Source organism: Vibrio sp. MMG023, assembly GCF_021654215.1.
In the GTDB taxonomy this organism is placed as follows: domain Bacteria; phylum Pseudomonadota; class Gammaproteobacteria; order Enterobacterales; family Vibrionaceae; genus Vibrio; species Vibrio jasicida.
Window position 1 is genome coordinate 539801 of sequence record NZ_JAKFZP010000001.1, and the last position, 20325, is coordinate 560125.

Consider the following 20325-nt stretch of genomic DNA (forward strand, 5'->3'; position numbering starts at 1 on the left):
GGTATCAAAAGTTGCTAAGAAAACCATGTAAACCACTATTTCAAGCCAAGAAATGGGACTTATTCGAAGTATGGTATGCGCTCACTACGTAAAATCAGATAATTAACGTAAGTGGTTTCTAAGCAGTCTTGCTCCCACAACGAGAGAATCCGCTTGGTGGCAAAGTAGTAATCTTTGTTACGCAGTAGCACGCCCACCGTACGGCTGAGCTGCTCAAAGCGCTGTTGCTCATTAGCAGAAATGTAATTGTCTTCATTCTGAATGATGGGCGCCAATCCATCGGCAAACCAATTGTTCAGAATTTCACGCATCTCAAGTTCCGACTCTGGTACATCCATACACGACAACTCACGATGCAGTGGCGGCGGTACTATGTACTTCGACGCTTTTGGCGAACTGACATAACGGTACATGTCGCCCCTCCTTGTAAATGACTCTTATACCCAAGTGACTTCAAGATGCAGGATTCAGAGCGTTGTCATTGATTCGGGGTCAAGGAAAACAACGCAGCGTAATAGTCAGCTCTTTCCAAGTTGTTTGACACAGCCATTGATTCAATAAAGAAGCGAGTCAATGACACGCTCCCGAAGGGCGAGCTGTCTTGGTTTGTATACTTTGTTGTCGATTCTTGATTTAGACCCACTAGACCTTTAAATCGCCGCCGCGTCTACAAACCAAGCCATTCTCGCTGAACCTAACATCTCGAGGTTACTTGGGTATAAACTAACTAAGAATACTTTTTTCAATTTCCAAGTTTTTTCTACAGCTCATAGAAAAAAATCCGACAAAAAAGCCATGCAAAGTAGACTCTGCATGGCTTTGGTTTGGGCAGCAATGACACTGCCCTCGTCTATGACTAGTTACATTGAGCTTTGATCGAAATCGTTGCCTTGGTCAGTACCCGTTTGAGTATCCGAGTCGAAGCTGCCAGAGTCATCCGTGAAGTCAACACCTTGATCTTGACCTCCCGCACTTGTCCAGTCGCTGCCGCCAGATTCCATACCCGCCATATCTGGTTGCTGATCTTGAGCAGAACCTTGCATGGTGTATTGATCATCGACTTCAACTTCAACTGTGCCACTCGCACCTTCTACTGCGCTGCCCAATTCGTCGTAACCTTGGAATTGGATTTCGCTCGTACCTTCGTAGCCTTCTGGTAGGTCAACCGATACTGGTTGGTTCAGGTTGCCACTTAATGTGAAGCTGCCATCGCCATTATCCAGTGCGTTGCTTACTGATGCACCATCAGGTAGACCGGACATTTCTGCATAATCCACCGATTCGTTACCACTGACCTCATCTGGAACCGAGATAGAAATGGTATCGCCTGGTGCTGCAGTCACATCAGCTGCGCTCTCCTCTTCGCTGTCTGCACCGTTTGCTGCTTGCTCTTCAGGCTGTTGCGCTTCGCCAACTTGCTGCTCTGATGATGCTTGAGCAGTTTGAATTTGTGGCTCGTCACTTTGCGCTGAATCGTCCGCAACTTGGATGCTCAGATTCTGAGTCGATACTTCACCGTTGTCGTTGACCTGAACATCCATAGCCAAATTGCCATCGAAGTCATCGTTCGGCCAATATGTCCACTCTTCATCACCTGATTTCGCGAAGAAACCTGCATCGTTTGCATCGGCGACATCCAACACTTCTGCTGAAGGGCTAATGCCAAGCTCATCAATCAACTGTGCTTCCGTTAGTGTTAGTGAACCATCATCAGCGAGTGCGTAGCCTTCGCTGGTTGTGGTTTCACCTTCACCTTGGATGTCGACATTAAAGAAGCTCTCAATGCGGTTTTCACCGTCATTTGCAATGAAGCCAACTTGAACATCTCCGGTGTACCCTTCTGCTGGTGTGAATTGGTAGTTACCTTGGTTATCGGTCTCTATCACACCTTGACCTTCCATTAGGCTCACTGACTCAATGCTCAAGCTATCGCCTTCTGCATCGCTCAAGGTCGATAGCATGTCATCATTGGTGAACGACAAGGTGCCATCCGCTACCATTTCTGTGGTAGAAATGCTGTCGATTTCTGGAGAAGCATTCTCTTGTGGTGCGTCTTCTTTCACGACCACACCCGTTTGCTCATCATGAAGCACACCGTCTTTATCAATCACGTAAGCGATATCCGCTTCACCCGTAAAGCCTGGTGCTGGATTGAATGTCCATGTTCCATCACCGTTATCGACAATCTCACCTTGGCTGCGATCAGCTAGGTGAACGAATTTCACTTCATCACCCGCATCAGCATCTACGTTCTCTGCCAATCCGATTAGGTCATCAGCGGTTAGGATAACTGGCTCACCCGCTAGGGTTTCGAAGTCACCTGAATCAATGCCATCTTCGAACTCTTCTGGCTCGTCACCGTAATCCACCGTGGTTGCGGTCACGGTTACGAAGAACTCGCCATTAAAGTCAGCCGGAGGCGTCATTTGCAGGTCTGAAATATCCCACTCTTTCAAGTCGATGTATTGACCCGGTTCCGTAATGGTAATGGTGTTCACACCATCCGTAACTTCGAAGCCAACAGGGAAACCAGTCATCACTAGGTTACTTAGCGTTTCTGAATCGTCGATTAGACCGACATTCAAGCCTAGGTGACCTGTTTCGTCCTCACCGAAGACTAACGGACCATCATGGTCGGTTGTGATGACTGCGCCATCCGCAACAGGGCGAACAAACACTGGCACATCAAGTACTGTTTCAAACTCACCGTCACTTACCACAACTTGTAAGTCAGAAACCCCTGCAAAATCGCCAGTCGGTGTGAATGTCCAAGTACCGTCACCGTTGTCTGTTACCTCACCACCATCTTCACCTTCTGCGGTGATAATGCGTGATACGACTAGGTTTTCAGTGTCGATATCGCCGAACAAGTTCATCAGGTCGCCAGCGTCGAAGGTGAATGCGCCATCCTCGTCGGTTGCCATAAAGGCATTACCCACATTGAATGGAGCATCGTTGACTGGAATGACATCCACATTCAACGAGCCTTCAACCACTTCTTCACCATCCGTCGCGGTGTAGCCCAGTTCCACCAAACCATTGAAGTCTTGAGTGGTTACCAAGTGGTACATACCATCTGGCTGCTGAGTTAATGTCGCGTTTGCAGGAGCACGAACCGTGATGCTTTCTACGCTGATTTCGTCACCATCAAGATCCGTAACTTGATCAGCGATGTAAGCTGGGTCAATCACCATGACCACATCTTCTTCGCCTTGCATCTGGATGGTTGGAGCTTCTGGTGCATCGTTAACCGCTTCGATGTTTAGATTGCCTTCAACCGGCGTAACTAAATCACCATCGCTGACGCCGAACGACATTGGCACATCGCCGTTGAAGTTCTCAGCCGGAGTGAATGACCAAGTACCATCACCGTTGTCTAGCAAGTCACCGTATTGCTCATCAATCACTAAGTCGACAGCAGACAGTTCGTCGTAGGTGTTGTCGATGTCTGTCGCGTTAGCAAGCAACATGTCCTGCGTGATAAGAATGGTGGTATCTTCGGTGCCAGCAATATTCACTGGCGTTGATTGCGGCGCATCGTTAATTGGGTTCACCGTTAGGTCGACGCCCACTTCCACGCTCGCACCATCGTTATCAATCAAGTCGAAGCTTAGGTCGATATCGCCATTGAAGTTCGCATCAGGCGTAATCGTAAAGCTACCATCTTGGTTCTCAACAACGGTTGCATTGGCAACCGCGGTTAAGTTCACTGCTTCTAGATTATCGCTGTCTACGTCACCCGCTTGAGCCAGTAACTGCTCTTGACTCAATGTGATTGAACCGTCTTCATCGACGCTGTAAGCCAAGTCGCCAGATACCGGAGCATCGTTGACTGGCAATACATCAATGTTCGCGTTGGTTGTCGCAGTTGCACCGTCTTCATCAGCGACGACTACGTCTAAGCTTACGCCACCGTTGAAGTTTTCATTTGGTGCGAAACTGTAAGTGCCATCGTCATTCGCCGTTAGAATGCCGTCGCTACCACTGTAAGAGACGCTTTCTAGGCTCACGTCACCTTCCACATCGCTTGACTGCGCTAGCAGTTGCTCTTCCGTGAAGATAATGACTTCATCTTCATTGACAGAGTAACTTGTCGCACCTGCGATTGGTGGATCGTTCACCTCAAGAACGGTAATACCCGCAGTGGTTGAGTCTGTCGCACCCTCTTCATCGACAACTACAACGTCTAGGCTGACCTCGCCATTGAAGTTCTCGTTTGGAGAGAAGGTGTACGTACCATCGCCATTGTCTTGGAAGACGCCATCGTTGCCACTGTAAGTCACACTACTGATGTCTACGTCGCCTTCAATATCCGACGAATTAGCCAGTAGTTGCTCGTCACTGATGGTGATCGAGTTGTCTTCATGTACGGTGTAAGACGTGCTGCCCGCAACCGGAGGATCGTTCTCTGGCGTCACACTCACATCAATGTTGGCAGAGGTCGTATCCGTACCGTCTGACACATCGAACGTGAAGTTCACATCGCCATTGAAGTTCTCGTTCGGCGCGAAGCTGTACGTGCCATCGCCATTGTCGGTTAGGACACCGTCCGTGCCAGTGTAAGTCACACCTTCAACGGTTAGGTTGTCACCTTCTACATCCGTCGCGCCTGTTAACAAGTCTGCGTCTGTGAAGGTAAGAAGACCGTCCTCACCCACGGTGAAAGCTTGATCTTGTGGCTCTGGCGCATCATTGACTGGTGTTACTGTTAAGTCGAGACCAGCCGCAACCACTTCTTCGCCATCCGTGACATCGTAACTAAACTCAATGTCGCCGTAGAAGTTCTCGCTCGGAGTAATGGTGAAGCTGCCATCTTCGTTCATTTCAACCGTTGCATTTTCATCATTGGTGCTCAGGTTGATTGCGCTTAGATCATCACCATCGATATCAACGGCATGCTCAAGTAACTGCTCTTGAGTCAACGTGATGCTGTTGTCTTCGGCAGTGACCGCCGTGATATCACCCGTAACTTCTGGTGCATCATTGGTTGGCGAGATATGAATTGTCACATCTTGCGTCGCTGTCGCCGTGGTTCCGCTATCCACATCTGTAGAGGTTGCGTTCACGGTTAACGTCACATCGCCATTGAAGTCCGCAGAAGGAATAAACTCTAGCCCTTCTAGCTCGCCAGGTTGTAGTGACCAAGTGCCGTCGCCGTTATCAACACCTGCTGATAGTGCGCTGCCTTCTGGCACATCTTCAATCAAGATAGCGAGGTTTTCTGAACCATCGGTATCGGTTAACGCAGCATCGATATCAAGCGGCACTGGCGTATCTTCGGTACCAATGATTTGGTAATCCGCGTCCGCTACCGTGATTTCGATGTTGTCGATACCAAACGATTCATCCCAAACGTCTTGATTCAAGGTTGAACCGAAGCCGAGTTGTAGTTCACCATTCTCGACAGGAACCGTCAGATTGATTTGGTGAGCTTGGTCGTTCCAACCACTGAAGCCTTCGCCTTGTGAAGAGCCGTGGACAACTTCACCTACTTCGTTACCGTTAGAGTCGTAAAGCGTTGTCGTACCATCTTGAGTACGGAACGCTGAGTTCTCTAACGTCGTTAGCTGTTCTCCACCGACAAAGATTTGGAACGACTCGCCATCCCATGAATCGATTTCGTAGAAGCTAAACGAGATATTCACTTCATTAACATCGCTTGGGATATCGTAGGTTTTGCTGACCGCTTCATCACCGCCAGTGCCACCAATACGACCCAACATATCGCCCGTTTCGAACCCTTGTGAGCTCTCAGTGTTCGCGTTCCAACCGTTCGAGCCAGACTCGAAGTTATCAGAGGCAATCACCAAGTCTGAAGCAATCGACAGCTCTGGCATATCGACCACAGATTGAACATCGATGTTCACTTCTGCTGGTACGGTTGCGGTGCCATCGTTGACATCAAACGTCACGTTCACGTTGCCATCGAAGTTTTCATTCGGTGCGAAGGTGTACGTGCCGTCACCGTTATCAACCAAAGTACCGCTGTCAGAAGCAACGTTTTCAACCGTTAGGTTATCACCATCGATATCACCTGCATTTTGCAGCAGTTGCTCTTCGGTGAAGGTGAAGCTGGTGTCTTCTTGCGTAACAAACTGTGGCTGACCAACCGTTGGCAGGTCGTTCACTGGGTTCACGGTCAGATCGGCAGTCGCTTGAATGGTTGCATCGCCGTCCGTAATGTCGAAGCTCAGATCAATGTCGCCATTGAAGTCTGCATCCGGCGTGATAGTGAAGCTACCATCATCGTTCGCAACAACGGTCGCATTGCCGTCAACAGTCAGGTTGGATGCGTTTAGATCATCGCCATCCACGTCGCCCGCTTGAGCAAGAAGCTGCTCTTGGCTCAGTGTGATAGAACCATCTTCATCCACGCTGTAAGCCAAATCACCTGATACTGGAGCATCATTGACTGGAAGAACATCGATGTTTGCATTGGTTGCTACCGTTGCGCCATCTTCATCAGTGACAACCACATCAAGGCTGACATCACCGTTGAAGTTTTCGTTTGGTGCGAAGCTGAATGTACCGTCGCCGTTATCGGTAAAGATACCGTCGGAACCGCTGTAGCTGACGCTATCAATCGCCACCTCACCTTCAACATCAGAAGCGTTCGCCAATAGCTGCTCAGAGCTAATGGTGATGACTTCGTCTTCGTTGACTGAGTAGCTGGTCGCGCCTGCAATTGGTGGATCGTTCACCTCAAGTACCGTAATACCTGCGGTGGTTGAATCCGTCGCACCGTCTTCGTCTACCACAACAACATCTAGGCTGACTTCACCATTGAAGTTCTCGTTTGGCGAGAATGTGTAAGTACCATCGCCATTGTCTTGGAACACGCCATCTGCGCCACTGTAGCTCACGCTATCAACCGAAACATCGCCTTCAATATCTGACGAGTTCGCTAGCAATTGCTCATCGCTGATGGTGATCGAGTTATCTTCATGCACCGTGTAAGACGTGCTGCCTGCCACCGGTGGATCGTTCTCTGGCGTCACACTCACATCGATATTCGCGGTCACGGTGTCCGTGCCATCGGAAACATCGAAGGTAAAGTTCACGTCGCCATTGAAGTTTTCGTTTGGAGCGAAGCTGTAAGTGCCATCACCGTTGTCGGTTAGGACACCATCAGCACCTGTGTAGCTCACGCCTTCAACCGATAGGTCATCGCCATCGATATCCGTTGCGCCATCAAGCAGATCTTCATCAGTGAACAACAAGACGCCATCTTCACCAATGGTGAACGTTTGATCTTCTGGCTGTGGTAGGTCGTTAACTGGATTAACCGTCAGGTCAGCTGTTGCAACGATAGTATCGCTGCCGTCGTTGATGTCGAACGTGATATCAATGTCACCATTGAAGTTCGCATCAGGCGTAATGGTAAAGCTACCATCGTCATTAGCCGTAACCGTTGCATCACCGTCAACCATTAGGTTAGAAGCGGTTAGCGCATCACCTTCTACATCCGTTGCTTGAGCCAACAATTGTTCTTGGCTTAGCGTGATTGAGTTGTCTTCGTCGACACTGTAAGCCAAGTCACCCGATACTGGAGCATCATTGATTGGCAGAACATCAATGTTTGCCGTCGTCGAAGCGGTCGCACCATCTTCGTCCACGACCACAACATCAAGATTCACTTCACCATTGAAGTTTTGGTTTGGTGCAAAGCTGAACGTACCATCACCATTGTCGGTAAAGATACCTTCACTGCCACTGTAGCTCACGCTATCTAGTGCTACCTCACCTTCAATATCGGAGGAGTTCGCCAACAACTGTTCTGCACTGATGGTGATGACTTCATCTTCATCAATGGTGTAACTGGTTGTTCCTGCGATTGGTGGATCGTTCACCTCAAGAACGGTAATACCCGCTGTTGTTGTATCAACCGCGCCGTCCTCGTCAACCACGACAACATCTAGGCTAACATCGCCATTGAAGTTTTCGTTTGGTGAGAAGGTGTAAGTACCATCGCCATTAATTTCTAGCACACCGTCGTTACCGCTGTAGCTCACGCTGCTGATCGCAACATCACCTTCGATATCAGACGAGTTAGCCAGTAGTTGCTCATCACTGATGGTGATCGAGTTGTCTTCATGCACTGTGTAAGACGTGCTGCCTGCCACTGGTGGATCGTTCTCTGGCGTGACTGTCACATCGATATTCGCGGTCACGGTATCCGTGCCATCAGAAACATCGAAGGTGAAGTTCACGTCGCCATTGAAGTTTTCGTTTGGAGCGAAGCTATACGTACCATCACCATTGTCGGTTAGGACACCGTCCGCGCCTGTGTAAGTGACACCTTCAACCGATAGATTATCGCCATCGATATCCGTTGCGCCATCAAGCAGGTCCTCATCAGTGAACAGCAAGACGCCATCTTCACCAATGGTGAACGCTTGATCTTCCGGCTGTGGCAAGTCATTAACTGGGTTAACGGTTAGGTCCGCCGTTGCAACAATAGTGTCGCTGCCGTCGTTGATATCGAACGTGATATCAATGTCGCCATTGAAGTTCGCATCTGGCGTGATAGTGAAGCTACCATCGTCGTTTGCCGTAACTGTTGCATCACCGTCAACCACTAGGTTAGATGCGGTTAGCGCGTCGCCTTCTACATCCGATGCTTGAGCAAGAAGCTGTTCTTGGCTAAGCGTAATTGAATTGTCTTCATCGACACTGTAAGCCAAGTTGCCCGACACAGGGGCGTCATTGATTGGTAAGACATCGACCGTGAGGTAAGTATTGACCTCTGAGCCATCTTCATCACGAATGGTCACATCCAACTGCACTTGGCCGTTAAAGTTTTCATTTGGTGCAAAGCTACAAGTACCATCGCCGTTTACTGAGAAGATACCATCTGGACCGTCGTAGCTGATGCCTACTAGCTCAACATCGCCTTCAACATCCGAAGCATTCAGTAGCACTTGCGATTCACTAAACGTTAAAACTTGGTCTTCATCGATAGTGTATGCGGTAGGACCTGCGATTGGTGGGTCATTTACCTCAATCACAGTAATGCCAGCAGTGGTAGAGTCCGTTGCACCTTCTTCATCGATAACGACAACATCTAGGCTCACCTCGCCGCTGAAGTTCTCGTTTGGTGAGAAGGTATACGTACCATCACCGTTGATTTCTAACACACCGTCGTTGCCGCTATAACTGACGCTGTCGATCGCCACTTCACCTTCAATATCAGACGAGTTCGCTAATAGTTGTTCGTTGCTAATGGTGATCGAGTTGTCTTCATGCACTGTGTAAGCCGTGCTACCTGCAACTGGTGGGTCGTTCTCTGGCGTCACGCTCACATCGATATTTGCGGTCACAGTGTCCGTGCCATCGGAAACATCGAAAGTGAAGTTCACATCGCCATTGAAGTTCTCGTTTGGAGCGAAGCTATACGTGCCATCACCATTGTCAGTTAGGACACCGTCCGCGCCTGTGTAAGTGACGCCCTCAACAGATAGATCATCCCCTTCAATATCGGTAGCACCTGTTAGCAGGTCTGCATCGGTAAAGGTCAGTACACCATCTTCGCCAACAGTAAACGCTTGATCTTGTGGTTCTGGTGCATCATTGACAGGCGAAACCGTTAGCTCTAAGTTGGTTGAGACAACATCATCACCATCAGACACATCGAACGTAAAGGTAATATCACCATTAAAGTCCGCATCTGGCGTTAATGTGTAAGTACCGTCGCCATTATCCGTGATGGTGATGTTTTCGTCATCTGTTGCCAAATTCAGCGCTGTCAGTTGATCACCATCCTGATCACTAGCATTCGCAAGTAAATCTTCTTGCGAGATAAGGATAGAACCATCTTCTTCAACCAGTGCTGATACTGGCAATGCTTCTGGCGCATGTTCAATAACAGCGCCTGTGGCATTGATATAAATAGTTTGAGAAACCGTCTCAACATCACCGTTAGACAACTCAGTGGCTGTAGCCGTTACGTTTACCTCTAGCTGTTGATTGAAGTCTTCTGGAAGCTGAATCTGTAACTCTTGATCAATAGCAGTGGTCGGCAGTGTTACAGAGCCATCAGGCCCAACCGTCACTTCGCCACTGTAGATCTGGCTATTTACTTCACCAACATCAATGGTGAAGTTGAAATCGGAATAATCAGCATCACCACCACCGTAAAGATCCTCAAAACCATAGACCAACTCACCGTCTTCATTAACCGTAGTACGCGTATGTTCAATGCCGTCTTGATTAAGCTCAGAGCTCGAACCACCATGGAAGATCGCATCTCCAAACTGGCTTTGAATCACCGTTTCTGAACCGTCAACACCAACAAACACCAGTTGTGGGTCGACGGTATCCATATTGGCCGGCGAACCATCCGTTGCACGGAATTCATATTGACCATCTGGCAGAGCGTCGAAGTTATTGTGGGCATGACCATTTGGAATTAAGAACAGATTGAAGCTTTCCCCTTCCGAAATTTGGAAGCTAAATTGGTCTTGTCCCGGAACGAGGTCACCACCACCGCCAACTTGAGAAGCGTTTTCGTACACCACTTCAACGCCCGTGATATTGCCGTCTTCATCAACTTTGTAATAACCAGCCGCGTTTTGGTAACCCGCAGTCTCACCTTCAAACGTAACCGTGATTTCAGTATCGTTGAAACTGGTGATACCGTTATCTTGATCGTTAAGTACACCTTCGTTGTCGTAACTGATGACGGAGCCTTCTGGCACGCCATCAACGGTCACAGTCAGCGTTTCAGAAAGGTCTTGGTCTACGAGCGCAGCCGCAATATTCAGCTCAACAATGCCGCCTGGATCAACCAAAATAGCGTTATCATCGATCACAGCACCATCACCATCTGTAATGGCAAGATCAGGGGCATCCGCAACCGCTTCAATGTGGATATTGATGTCTTGTTCTACTTCATCCGTACCATCAGAAACCGTAAAGCTGAACTGCAAGTCACCACTGAAGTGCTCTTCTGGTACGAAGCTAAACGTACCATCACCGTTGTCGGTGACCGTACCTTCATCACCTGAATAATTAATACTGGTAACGGTTAGGTCATCACCTTCAATATCGATAGCGCCATTGAGCAAGTCCCCCTGAGTAAACAGGATACTGCCATCTTCTTCGATGCTATACATGGCTGGTGCGACAATTGGGATATCGTTGACGGGATTAACCGTCAGTGTCATATCAGTTGAAGTGCTTAGCTCGCCGTCGTTCACTTCATAGGTAAACGCAATTTCACCATTAAAGTTCTCAGATGGCGTCACGGTATAGGTACCGTCACCATTATCAACAATGCTTGCATTTGGATCGTTAGTCTCAAGCGCGGTCGCGTATAGATCATCACCATCTTGGTCGCTGGCATTTTCAAGCAGCATTTCTTGTGTCACGAGGATAGATCCATCCTCGTCCACGTCTGCCACGATTGGTGCAGCTTCTGGTGCGTCGTTGACGAACTCAACTTTCAAGTCGATGTTTGCCGCCACCACATCGGTGCCATCGCTCACATCAAACGTGAGGTCAACATTACCAAAGAACCCCTGCTCTGGCGTTAACGTGTAAGTGCCATCGCCATTGTCTGTTACTTGAACCGTATCGCTCAAGCTCGTCACGTTCACAACAGATAAGTCATCGCCTTCGATGTCCGTCGCTTGAGCCAGCAACTCTGCTTCAGTAATCGTGATGGCTTCGCCGTCTTCTGTGGTGAAGGACAAATCAGGCACATCTGGCAGGTCGTTCACTGGGTTAACGGTGAGGTTTAGATCCGCAGCGACGGTTTCAATCGCATCAGTTACGTCATAAGTAAATTCGATTTCACCAAAGAAGTTTTCGCTCGGTGTAATCGTGAAGCTACCATCAGCGTTCTCAACGATGGTTGCATTAGGATCGTTGGTCGACAGGTTCACCGCTTCAAGATTGTCACCATCCACGTCCGTCGCGTTCGCTAACAAGTCTTCTTGAGTGATGGTAATCGAGCCATCTTCGTCCACGACTGCATCAATAGGACCGCTGACTTCCGGTGCTTCATTGACGATCTCGACATCAATTGAGGCGGTACTTGGTGCACTTGCTTGACCATCGCTGATGTCGAAGGTTAGGTTCACTTCACCGTAGAAGTTCGAAGTTGGCTCGAAGGTAAAGGTGTTGTCGCCGTTGTCTGTCAACGTACCTTGTGACTGGTCAACAAGCAGTAGATTCTCGATATGCAGAATGTCGCCATCCACATCGGTCGCACCTGATAACAGGTCTTTTGCTTCGATGATGATGGTGCCGTTTTCTAGCATTTGAGTATGCAGCGGTGCACCAGGAACTGGCACATCGTTGACCGGAATAACGGACAGATCTAGATGAGTATCGACTTCATCTGTGCCATCGAAGACTTTGTAATCGATATCGACTTCACCATTGAAGTTTTCATTCGGCATAAAGGTGTAAGTGCCGTCGCCATTATCGACAAGCTCACCGTTATCACCGCTGTAAGAGATATCAGAGATAGACAGCGCATCGCCTTCCACATCACTTGCATTGGCAAGCAGATCGTCCGCGCTAAACGTAATGCCCACATCCTCATCCGTCGACAACACAATCGGACCAGAAACGATTGGCGCATCGTTTACTGCTTCGAAGTTGATGTTGATGATGTTGTCGTCAGTGAGTTCACCATCTGTAACTTGGTAGCCAAGCTCAATCTCACCGTAGAAGTTCTCATCTGGTGTGACTGTCCATGTACCATCGCCGTTGTCGGTTAACGTAGCGTGCTCCGCGTTATCCCCCACCAGCTCTAGGTTTTGAATATCAAGAACATCGCTATCGATATCACTCGCTTGTGCTAAAAGCTGTTCTTCTGTGATAACCACAGAGGCAAACTGCGTAGAACCTTCGGTATCAATGGTCACATTTGGTAGATCAGCAGTCAGTTCGATTTCACTGTCACCTTCACGGATATTCAGTTCGACCGTTTCAGTGATTTCCGTGCCGTCCACGCCAATAGATGTGAACACCGCTTCATCATGACAAGTTTGCGATACCGTCATGTTTTGAACCACGTAAGTACCGTTACCTTGAATCGTTCCTAGCTCAAAGTAAGATACAGGCTCGTTCACCGTTAGGGTGTAATCCGTCTCATAGCTACCACGATCTTCTTTGTGGTAAGTCATCGAGTCGATCAAGTCACCATCGGAGTTGAATGCGCGAATTTCGACTTCCGTAAAGTGGCGAGACTCTTCCATAAACCAGCCGCCTAGACCATCTAGGTGGAAGCTGATTTCGTTGATGTCTTGACCTTCAACGGTTACAGTCAGTTTTTCATCGCCACTCAAACCTTGGCGGTCAGTATCGCCAATACCATGCCCAATGTGCGTGTTACCATTCCAAGCACCAAGAGGGTCGTCGTTACTCTGAACGGTAACCGTCAAATCACCATCAGTGAATTGACGCGTATAAGGGTCAACTTCATCCCCCCAATCATCCACACTCGCGTTGTCATCAAACGTACCGATTTGTGTCGTATGTGTACCGTTGGCTAATGCCTCATCATTTGGAATGAAGCGCACTTCCGTGTCTGCAGGCACCTCCTGCCCGATTTCTAGCTGTACCCATTCGTCATTTAGATTCGCTTCAATGATGCCGTTTTCAGGGGCTTGGTCGAGACGTAAAGCAGGCTCTTCACGCAGAGAAACACCCACTGTTTGGTCTTCTTCCGCTTGAATAAAGATCTCGTCGCCCGCTTCTGGCGCATCGTTGACAGGATTAACGGTCAGATCCAACGTGGTCAGAACATCATTTTCGCCATCGCTGATGTTGTAAGTGAAGTCCAACTCACCGTTAAAGTTTTCCGTATGCGTAATGGTGAATGAACCATCATCATTGGCTACGATCGTCGCATCTGGGTCATTGGTTTGTAGATTGCTAGCAACAAGGTGATCACCTTCAATGTCTGTCGCATTCGCAAGCAACTGTTCTTGTGTAATGGTGATGGCGTTATCTTCATCCACCTCCGCTTGAATGCCTGACGTTTCTGGTGCGTCGTTCACCGCGATAACATCGATGCCTGCGGTTGTCGTATCCGTTGCACCATCTTGGTCGATGACCGTAACGTCGAGCGAAATGTTACCGTCAAAGTTCTCATTTGGTGTGAAAGTATATGTGCCGTCGCCGTTGTCCACGAAGCTGCCGTCGTTACCAGAGTAGCTAACATTCGCCAAGGCTACATCGCCTTCCACATCAGAAGAGTTGGCTAACAACTGCTCGTCACTAATGGTGATTTGACCATCTTCTTGAACCGTGTAAGACGTAGCACCTGCCACCGGTGGATCGTTCACTGGTGTCACGCTGACATCAATGAATGCTGGTGTTGAACCTGTGCCGTCAGACACATCGAATGTGAACTGAACATCACCGTTGAAGTTCTCATTCGGCGCGAAGCTGTAAGTGCCATCACCATTGTCGGTAAGTACACCATCCGCACCTGTGTAGAGAACGTTTTCGATAGACAGATCATCGCCATCAATATCCGATGCGCCTTCCAATAGGTCTGCATCCGTGAACAGCAAGGTGCCATCTTCTTCTACCGTGAACTGTTGATCTTGCGCTTGTGGCAAGTCATTCACAGGATTAACCGTAATATCCAGACCAACTTGTACCGAGCCACCATCGTTATCAATGATATCGAAGGTCAGATCTAGGTCGCCGTTGTAGTTTTCATCCGGTGTGATGGTGTAACTGCCATCATCGTTGTATTGAATTGTCGCGTTGTCATCTGTCGATAGATTGATGGCTTCAAGGTTCTCGCTATCAATATCGCCCGCTTTGGCAAGCAGCTGCTCTTGGCTTAGCGTGATTGAGCTGTCTTCGTTGATGGTGTAAGCCAAATCACCCGATACTGGTGGATCGTTGATTGGCAATACGTCGACATTGATGTGCGTATCAACGGTAGCCCCATTCTCATCTTGAATGGTCACATCCAACTGAACTTGACCATTGAAGTTCTCGTTTGGTGCAAAGCTGCAAGTACCATCACCATTGACGGTAAAGATACCATCCGAGCCTTCATAGCTGATGCCAACAAGCTCTACATCGCCCTCGATATCAGATGCGTTGGCAAGAATTTGTGACTCACTGAATGTCAGTACTGAATCTTCATCAACCGTGTAAGACGTTGGACCGGCAACTGGAGGGTCATTCACTTCAATGACCGTAATGCCTGCGGTCGTTTCGTCAATCGCACCTTGCTCATCCGCCACAATCACATCAAGGCTGATATCACCGCTGAAGTTCTCATTCGGCATGAAGGTATAAGTGCCGTCACCGTTGTCTTGGAATACGCCATCAGTGCCTGAATAGGTCACGCTATCGATGGACACTGCGCCTTCCACATCCGAAGAGTTAGCCAGAAGCTGCTCGTCGGAAATGGTAATCGCATTATCTTCATCAACCGTGTAAGACGTAGAACCCGCAACCGGAGGATCGTTCACTGGAGTGACGCTCACGTCCACATTTGCAGGTACGGTCTCAGTGCCGTCAGAAACACCAAAGCTAAAGCTGACATCACCGTTGAAGCTTTCATTTGGTGCAAAGGTGTAGGTACCATCACCATGGTCAGTCAGCACACCATCGCTGCCTGTGTAGCTAATGCCATCAACCGTTAAGTTGTCGCCATCGATATCGGTCGCGCCAGCAAGCAAGTCTGCATCGGTAAACTGAAGCGTGCCATCTTCTTCAACACTGAACTGCTGGTCTTGAGGAACAGGAAGATCGTTAACCGGATTAACCGTTAGATCCGCCGTTGCTTGGATAGTGTCTGTGCCGTCCGTAATGTTGAATTGGATATCAATGTCACCATTAAAGTCCGCATCTGGTGTAATCGTGAAGCTGCCATCATCGTTCGCTGTAACGGTTGCGTTTCCATCCACCGTCAAATCGCTAGCAGTCAGGTCATCGCCCTCAATATCAGACGCTTGAGAAAGAAGCTGCTCTTGGCTGAGTGTAATCGCACCGTCTTCATCAACGCTATAAGCCAAATCACCCGATACTGGCGCATCATTGATTGGCAATACATTCACATTAATGACGGTATCAACTTCTGCTCCATCTTCATCTCGAATGGTCACATCAAGTTGAACTTGTCCGTTAAAGTTCTCGTTTGGCGCGAAGCTGCACGTGCCATCATCGTTAACGGTGAAAATGCCATCCGGACCATCGTAACTAATGCCAACAAGCTCTACATCGCCTTCCACATCCGAGGCATTCAACAGCACTTGCGACTCACTGAAGGTCAGAACTGAATCTTCATCAATAGTGTAAGAAGTTGGTCCAGCGACTGGTGGATCGTTCACTTCCAGCACCGTAATGCCAGCAGTGGTGGCATCCGTTGCGCCTTCTTCATCAGCGACGACAACATCAAGCGTCACTTCACCATTAAAGTTTTCATTTGGAGAGAAGGTGTACGTACCGTCACCATTGATTTGCAACACACCATCGCTGCCAGAGTAGCTCACGCTATCAATCGAGACATCCCCTTCTAAATCCGAAGAATTTGCCAACAGTTGCGCGTCAGAAATGGTAATAGAGTTGTCTTCGTGAACCGTGTAAGACGTTGAACCAGCCACCGGAGGATCATTCACCAGCGTAACGCTCACATCTACATTCGCAGAAACCGTATCTGTGCCATCAGATACCTCGAAGCTTAAGTTCACATCGCCGTTGAAGTTCTCATTTGGCGCAAAGCTATACGTGCCATCGCCATTGTCAGTTAGAACGCCGTCGGTTCCTTCATAGCTGATTCCCGTTACAGAAAGGTCATCGCCTTCAATATCGGTCGCGCCAGCAAGCAGATCCGTATCAGTAAATTGCAGTGTGCCGTCCTCTTCCACACTGAATTGTTGGTCTTGAGGAACCGGCAGATCGTTGATTGGATTAACGGTTAGGTCAGCGGTTGCTTGAACGGTATTCGTGCCATCTGAAATATCGAAGCTGATGTCGATATCACCATTGAAATCTGCGTCTGGCGTGATAGTGAAACTACCATCGTCATTTTGAGTCACCGTCGCATTGCCATCTACCGAAAGGTTAGAGGCCGTCAGTGCATCACCTTCCACATCGGAAGCTTGCGACAACAACTGCTCTTGGCTCAAACGAATCGAGCCATCTTCATCCACCGAGTAAGCAAGATTGCCAGATACTGGTGCGTCATCGACAGGCGTGACGCTTACATCAATGTTGGCAGAAACCGTATCTGTGCCATCGGACACATCAAAGCTGAAGTTCACATCACCATTGAAGTTTTCATTTGGCGCAAAAGTGTAAGTCCCATTGCCGTTGTCGGTCAGGATGCCGTCGCCACCGTCGTAGCTCACACCTTCAACTGTTAGGTTATCGCCTTCAATATCCGTTGCGCCAGTAAGCAGATCCGCATCAGTAAATTGCAGCGTGCCGTCCTCTTCCACCTCAAAGGTTTTATCTTCAGGCACTGGTGCGTCATTGATTGAACGGACAGTTAAATCAATAGAGCTTGAAACGGTTTCTTGACCATCACTGATATCAAACGTTAAGTCGAGCTCACCATTGAAATCAGCGTCCGGAACCACGGTGAACGTACCGTCACCATTGTCTTGAACCGACGCATTCGCACCCACTTGGACGTTAGACGCAACAAGGTCGTCGCCATCAACATCACTTGCGTATTCGAGTAATTGTTCTTGAGTGAAGGTAATGGTGCCATCTTCATCCATGATGTAAGCCAGATCTTGTTCTACCTCTGGCGCATCGTTTTCACCTTCGACTTTAATTTGGAACGTTTCGCTCGTGGTTTCTGAGTCGAAATCATCTTCTACTTGCGTTGTGGTCTCTTCACTGGTGTCCTGAACGTCCACCGCAAAGGTTTCTTCTGTGGTTTCTGAATCTAGGTTGTCACCACCTTGTGAACCTTCAGAATCGGATGAAGAGGCACTTGGCGCAGCCGAAGTTTGTACAGCTTGTCCTTGTGCTTCATTGCCTTCTGCGTCCGAACCACCTTCAGAACCAGAGGCATCACCGCCACCAACAGCTTGTGCACCCGCACCTGAAGCCGCACCGCCGCTGCCCGCTGCTTCTTCACCAGACCCACCGTCTGATGCCACGCTGTCTACCACGTTCGATTGAGCGGCATCCGAACCACCGCTACTCTCTGGCGCGTCTTCTTGTACCGCACCACCGGACGCCGAGGCTTCTTCCTCTGCTCCGGCACCACTTGGGTTGTCTTCCATCGCCTGATTGGCTTCGTCTGCTGCATCGGTATTTTCAGCACCCGTCGCTACGGTCGAAGCAATCGTATTTTGTTGATTTTGCTGATTCTGCTGCTGGGAGGGCGTACCCGCGTCATTGGTTTCCGTCTGTTCTACCGCGTCATTTAGGTCTTTGTTTTGGTTATTTTGGTTGTTGTCACCTGCCATTACAGCCTCCGTTGCCATTAGCTAACTGATCGTGTTTAGAGGCAGTAAAGGACACCATTCTGGAAAACCAACTTTTTTATCCAACTTTTTTCATACTCATGTTGTTTAACCAGAAAGAGGTAAAAAAAATTTGAAAACGCAATTTAAAGATCCTTAGTTATTGTCATTAAAGCAATTAGGGCGGTGGAACAATGATAAACATGACGAATCTGTTGCGCTCAGTCGACAACAGCCACAAAGGGCTGCAATTGCTATTGGGAGATTTTTACAAGGATTTCAGCAGCGCGGCGATCAACATCGAAATGCTGCATAAACAAAACCGTTTTGAAGAGCTGAGCGGCTACTCAAAAAAGCTGAAGACTATTCTCGTATTGCTTTGTGATGATGATTTACCACCCAAGATGGCAAAGCTGGAGCATTTGAGTAAGCACCACTTCCCTGCACCTAATGAATTGATTGAGGACATCAAAACTGAGCTCAACAACGTGAACAAGCAAATTAGCCAGCTGTTAGATATCGAGAACTCTATCAATGACAGCGCAGATGATGAATAACCGAGGTGGATCATGAGTAACAAGCAGATCGAGCACCACCTCAGAAAAGCACTCGTTTCCAATAACGAGTCTTCGAAGGTGACCGCAGACGATACGATCGTGCTAGCCAGTGCGATGACCAGCGTACACAAAACATTGCTGGTTATCTTTTTGCTTTCAATGGTGGCGATCGCCGTGGCGTCTCAAGCTCGTATCGACATTGTGGTGTCGGTGCGCGGTGAGCTATTGCTGGAATCTGACGTAGAAAAAGTGCAACACCTTGAAGGCGGTATTCTCGAAGAAATGTTAGTGCGCAAAGGCGAAGTGGTTTACGAAGGTCAACCCATTGCGCGCATTCGCTCTTTGGATAGAAACACTCAACTCGATACGGTAAACACAGAAATCATTCAGCTCGAGTTAGACAAACTCCGTTATGAAAGCTTGCGCGATATGGTGGAGCCCGATTTCTCTGCCTACATCGAAAAATATCCAGAATTGGTTCAGGTAAATATGAATACCTGGCAGCAGGAGTTTTCCAAAAACCGCTCTAATGAAGAGTTGATCACCCACGACATCAACCATAAGAACTCATTGATTGATTCTATGCTTAAGCGCCGCAAAAGCTCCGAGAACCAGCTTTCTTTGATTCGCAAACAGCTCAATATCAAGAACACCTTGTACAAAGAAGAAATGGCGTCTTATGTCGATGTTCTGAATATGCAGGTTCAAGAGTCAAACATGGTGCGTGAGATTGAAAACCTCGATGAGTCGGTCATGAATGAGCGATTTCAACTGGACAAACTAGAGAAGCAGTACCGAGACTTGGTGGAAAATCGCAACTCCGAATACCAAGCGCAAATCATTCAAGCGAAGAAAGATCTCAAGCTGAAACGCATTCTTCGTCCTCAACACTCAGACAAAGTGGATCGCCTCGTGGTCTACGCCCCTATTGATGGCGTGGTCGATAAAGTGCACTTCAACTTCCGTTCTGCAGTGATACCGCCGGGGGAAAGTATCGCGGACATTGCGCCGATCAATAACTCCCTTCATGGCGAAGCGAAGATTCCACGTAAAGACATGGGCTTTGTTGAAATCGGACAGGCAGTCAAAGTGAAGATGGACACCTACAACTTTGCCAAATACGGATTTTTGGAAGGTCGAATCGCGTCGATCAGCCGTTCGTCCTATGAAGAAGAGGACGCTGAATTCTACCTCGCTGAAATCCAAATCAGCCAAAACTATCTAGAGCGCGGAGGCACACAATACAAACTATCCCCTTACATGGAGTTTACCGCCGACGTGAAAACAGGGTCACGTCGGGTTATCGAATACGCTGCGAAGCCAGTTATGTCGGCTATCGAAGACGCGTTCGATGAGAGGTAATG

At 48.5% G+C, this 20325-nt stretch carries 4 protein-coding genes; 2 read left to right on the forward strand and 2 right to left on the reverse strand.

Annotation, left to right across the window (positions count from 1 at the left end; translation table 11 throughout):
* Positions 1-59: 59 nt before the first annotated feature.
* Positions 60-413 carry a hypothetical protein gene (locus L1076_RS02370; RefSeq protein ID WP_005453713.1) on the reverse strand — a complete coding sequence of 118 codons (354 nt, stop codon included), beginning with the start codon at positions 411-413 and terminating at the stop codon, positions 60-62.
* A 447-nt stretch (positions 414-860) separates the two neighbouring features.
* Entirely contained in the window at positions 861-18407 is a 17547-nt protein-coding gene (locus L1076_RS02375; protein ID WP_237303066.1) for a tandem-95 repeat protein, read from the reverse strand.
* A 200-nt stretch (positions 18408-18607) separates the two neighbouring features.
* On the opposite strand from L1076_RS02375, the gene L1076_RS02380 reads away from it, so the two are divergent.
* Both L1076_RS02380 and L1076_RS02385 read left to right on the forward strand, forming a co-directional pair.
* Positions 18608-18961, forward strand: a complete 354-nt coding sequence (locus tag L1076_RS02380) for a hypothetical protein (protein ID WP_039839707.1) — start codon at positions 18608-18610, stop codon at positions 18959-18961.
* Between the two features lie 12 nt (positions 18962-18973).
* Positions 18974-20323, forward strand: a complete 1350-nt coding sequence (locus tag L1076_RS02385) for an HlyD family type I secretion periplasmic adaptor subunit (RefSeq protein ID WP_009704725.1) — start codon at positions 18974-18976, stop codon at positions 20321-20323.
* Positions 20324-20325 lie beyond the last annotated feature (2 nt).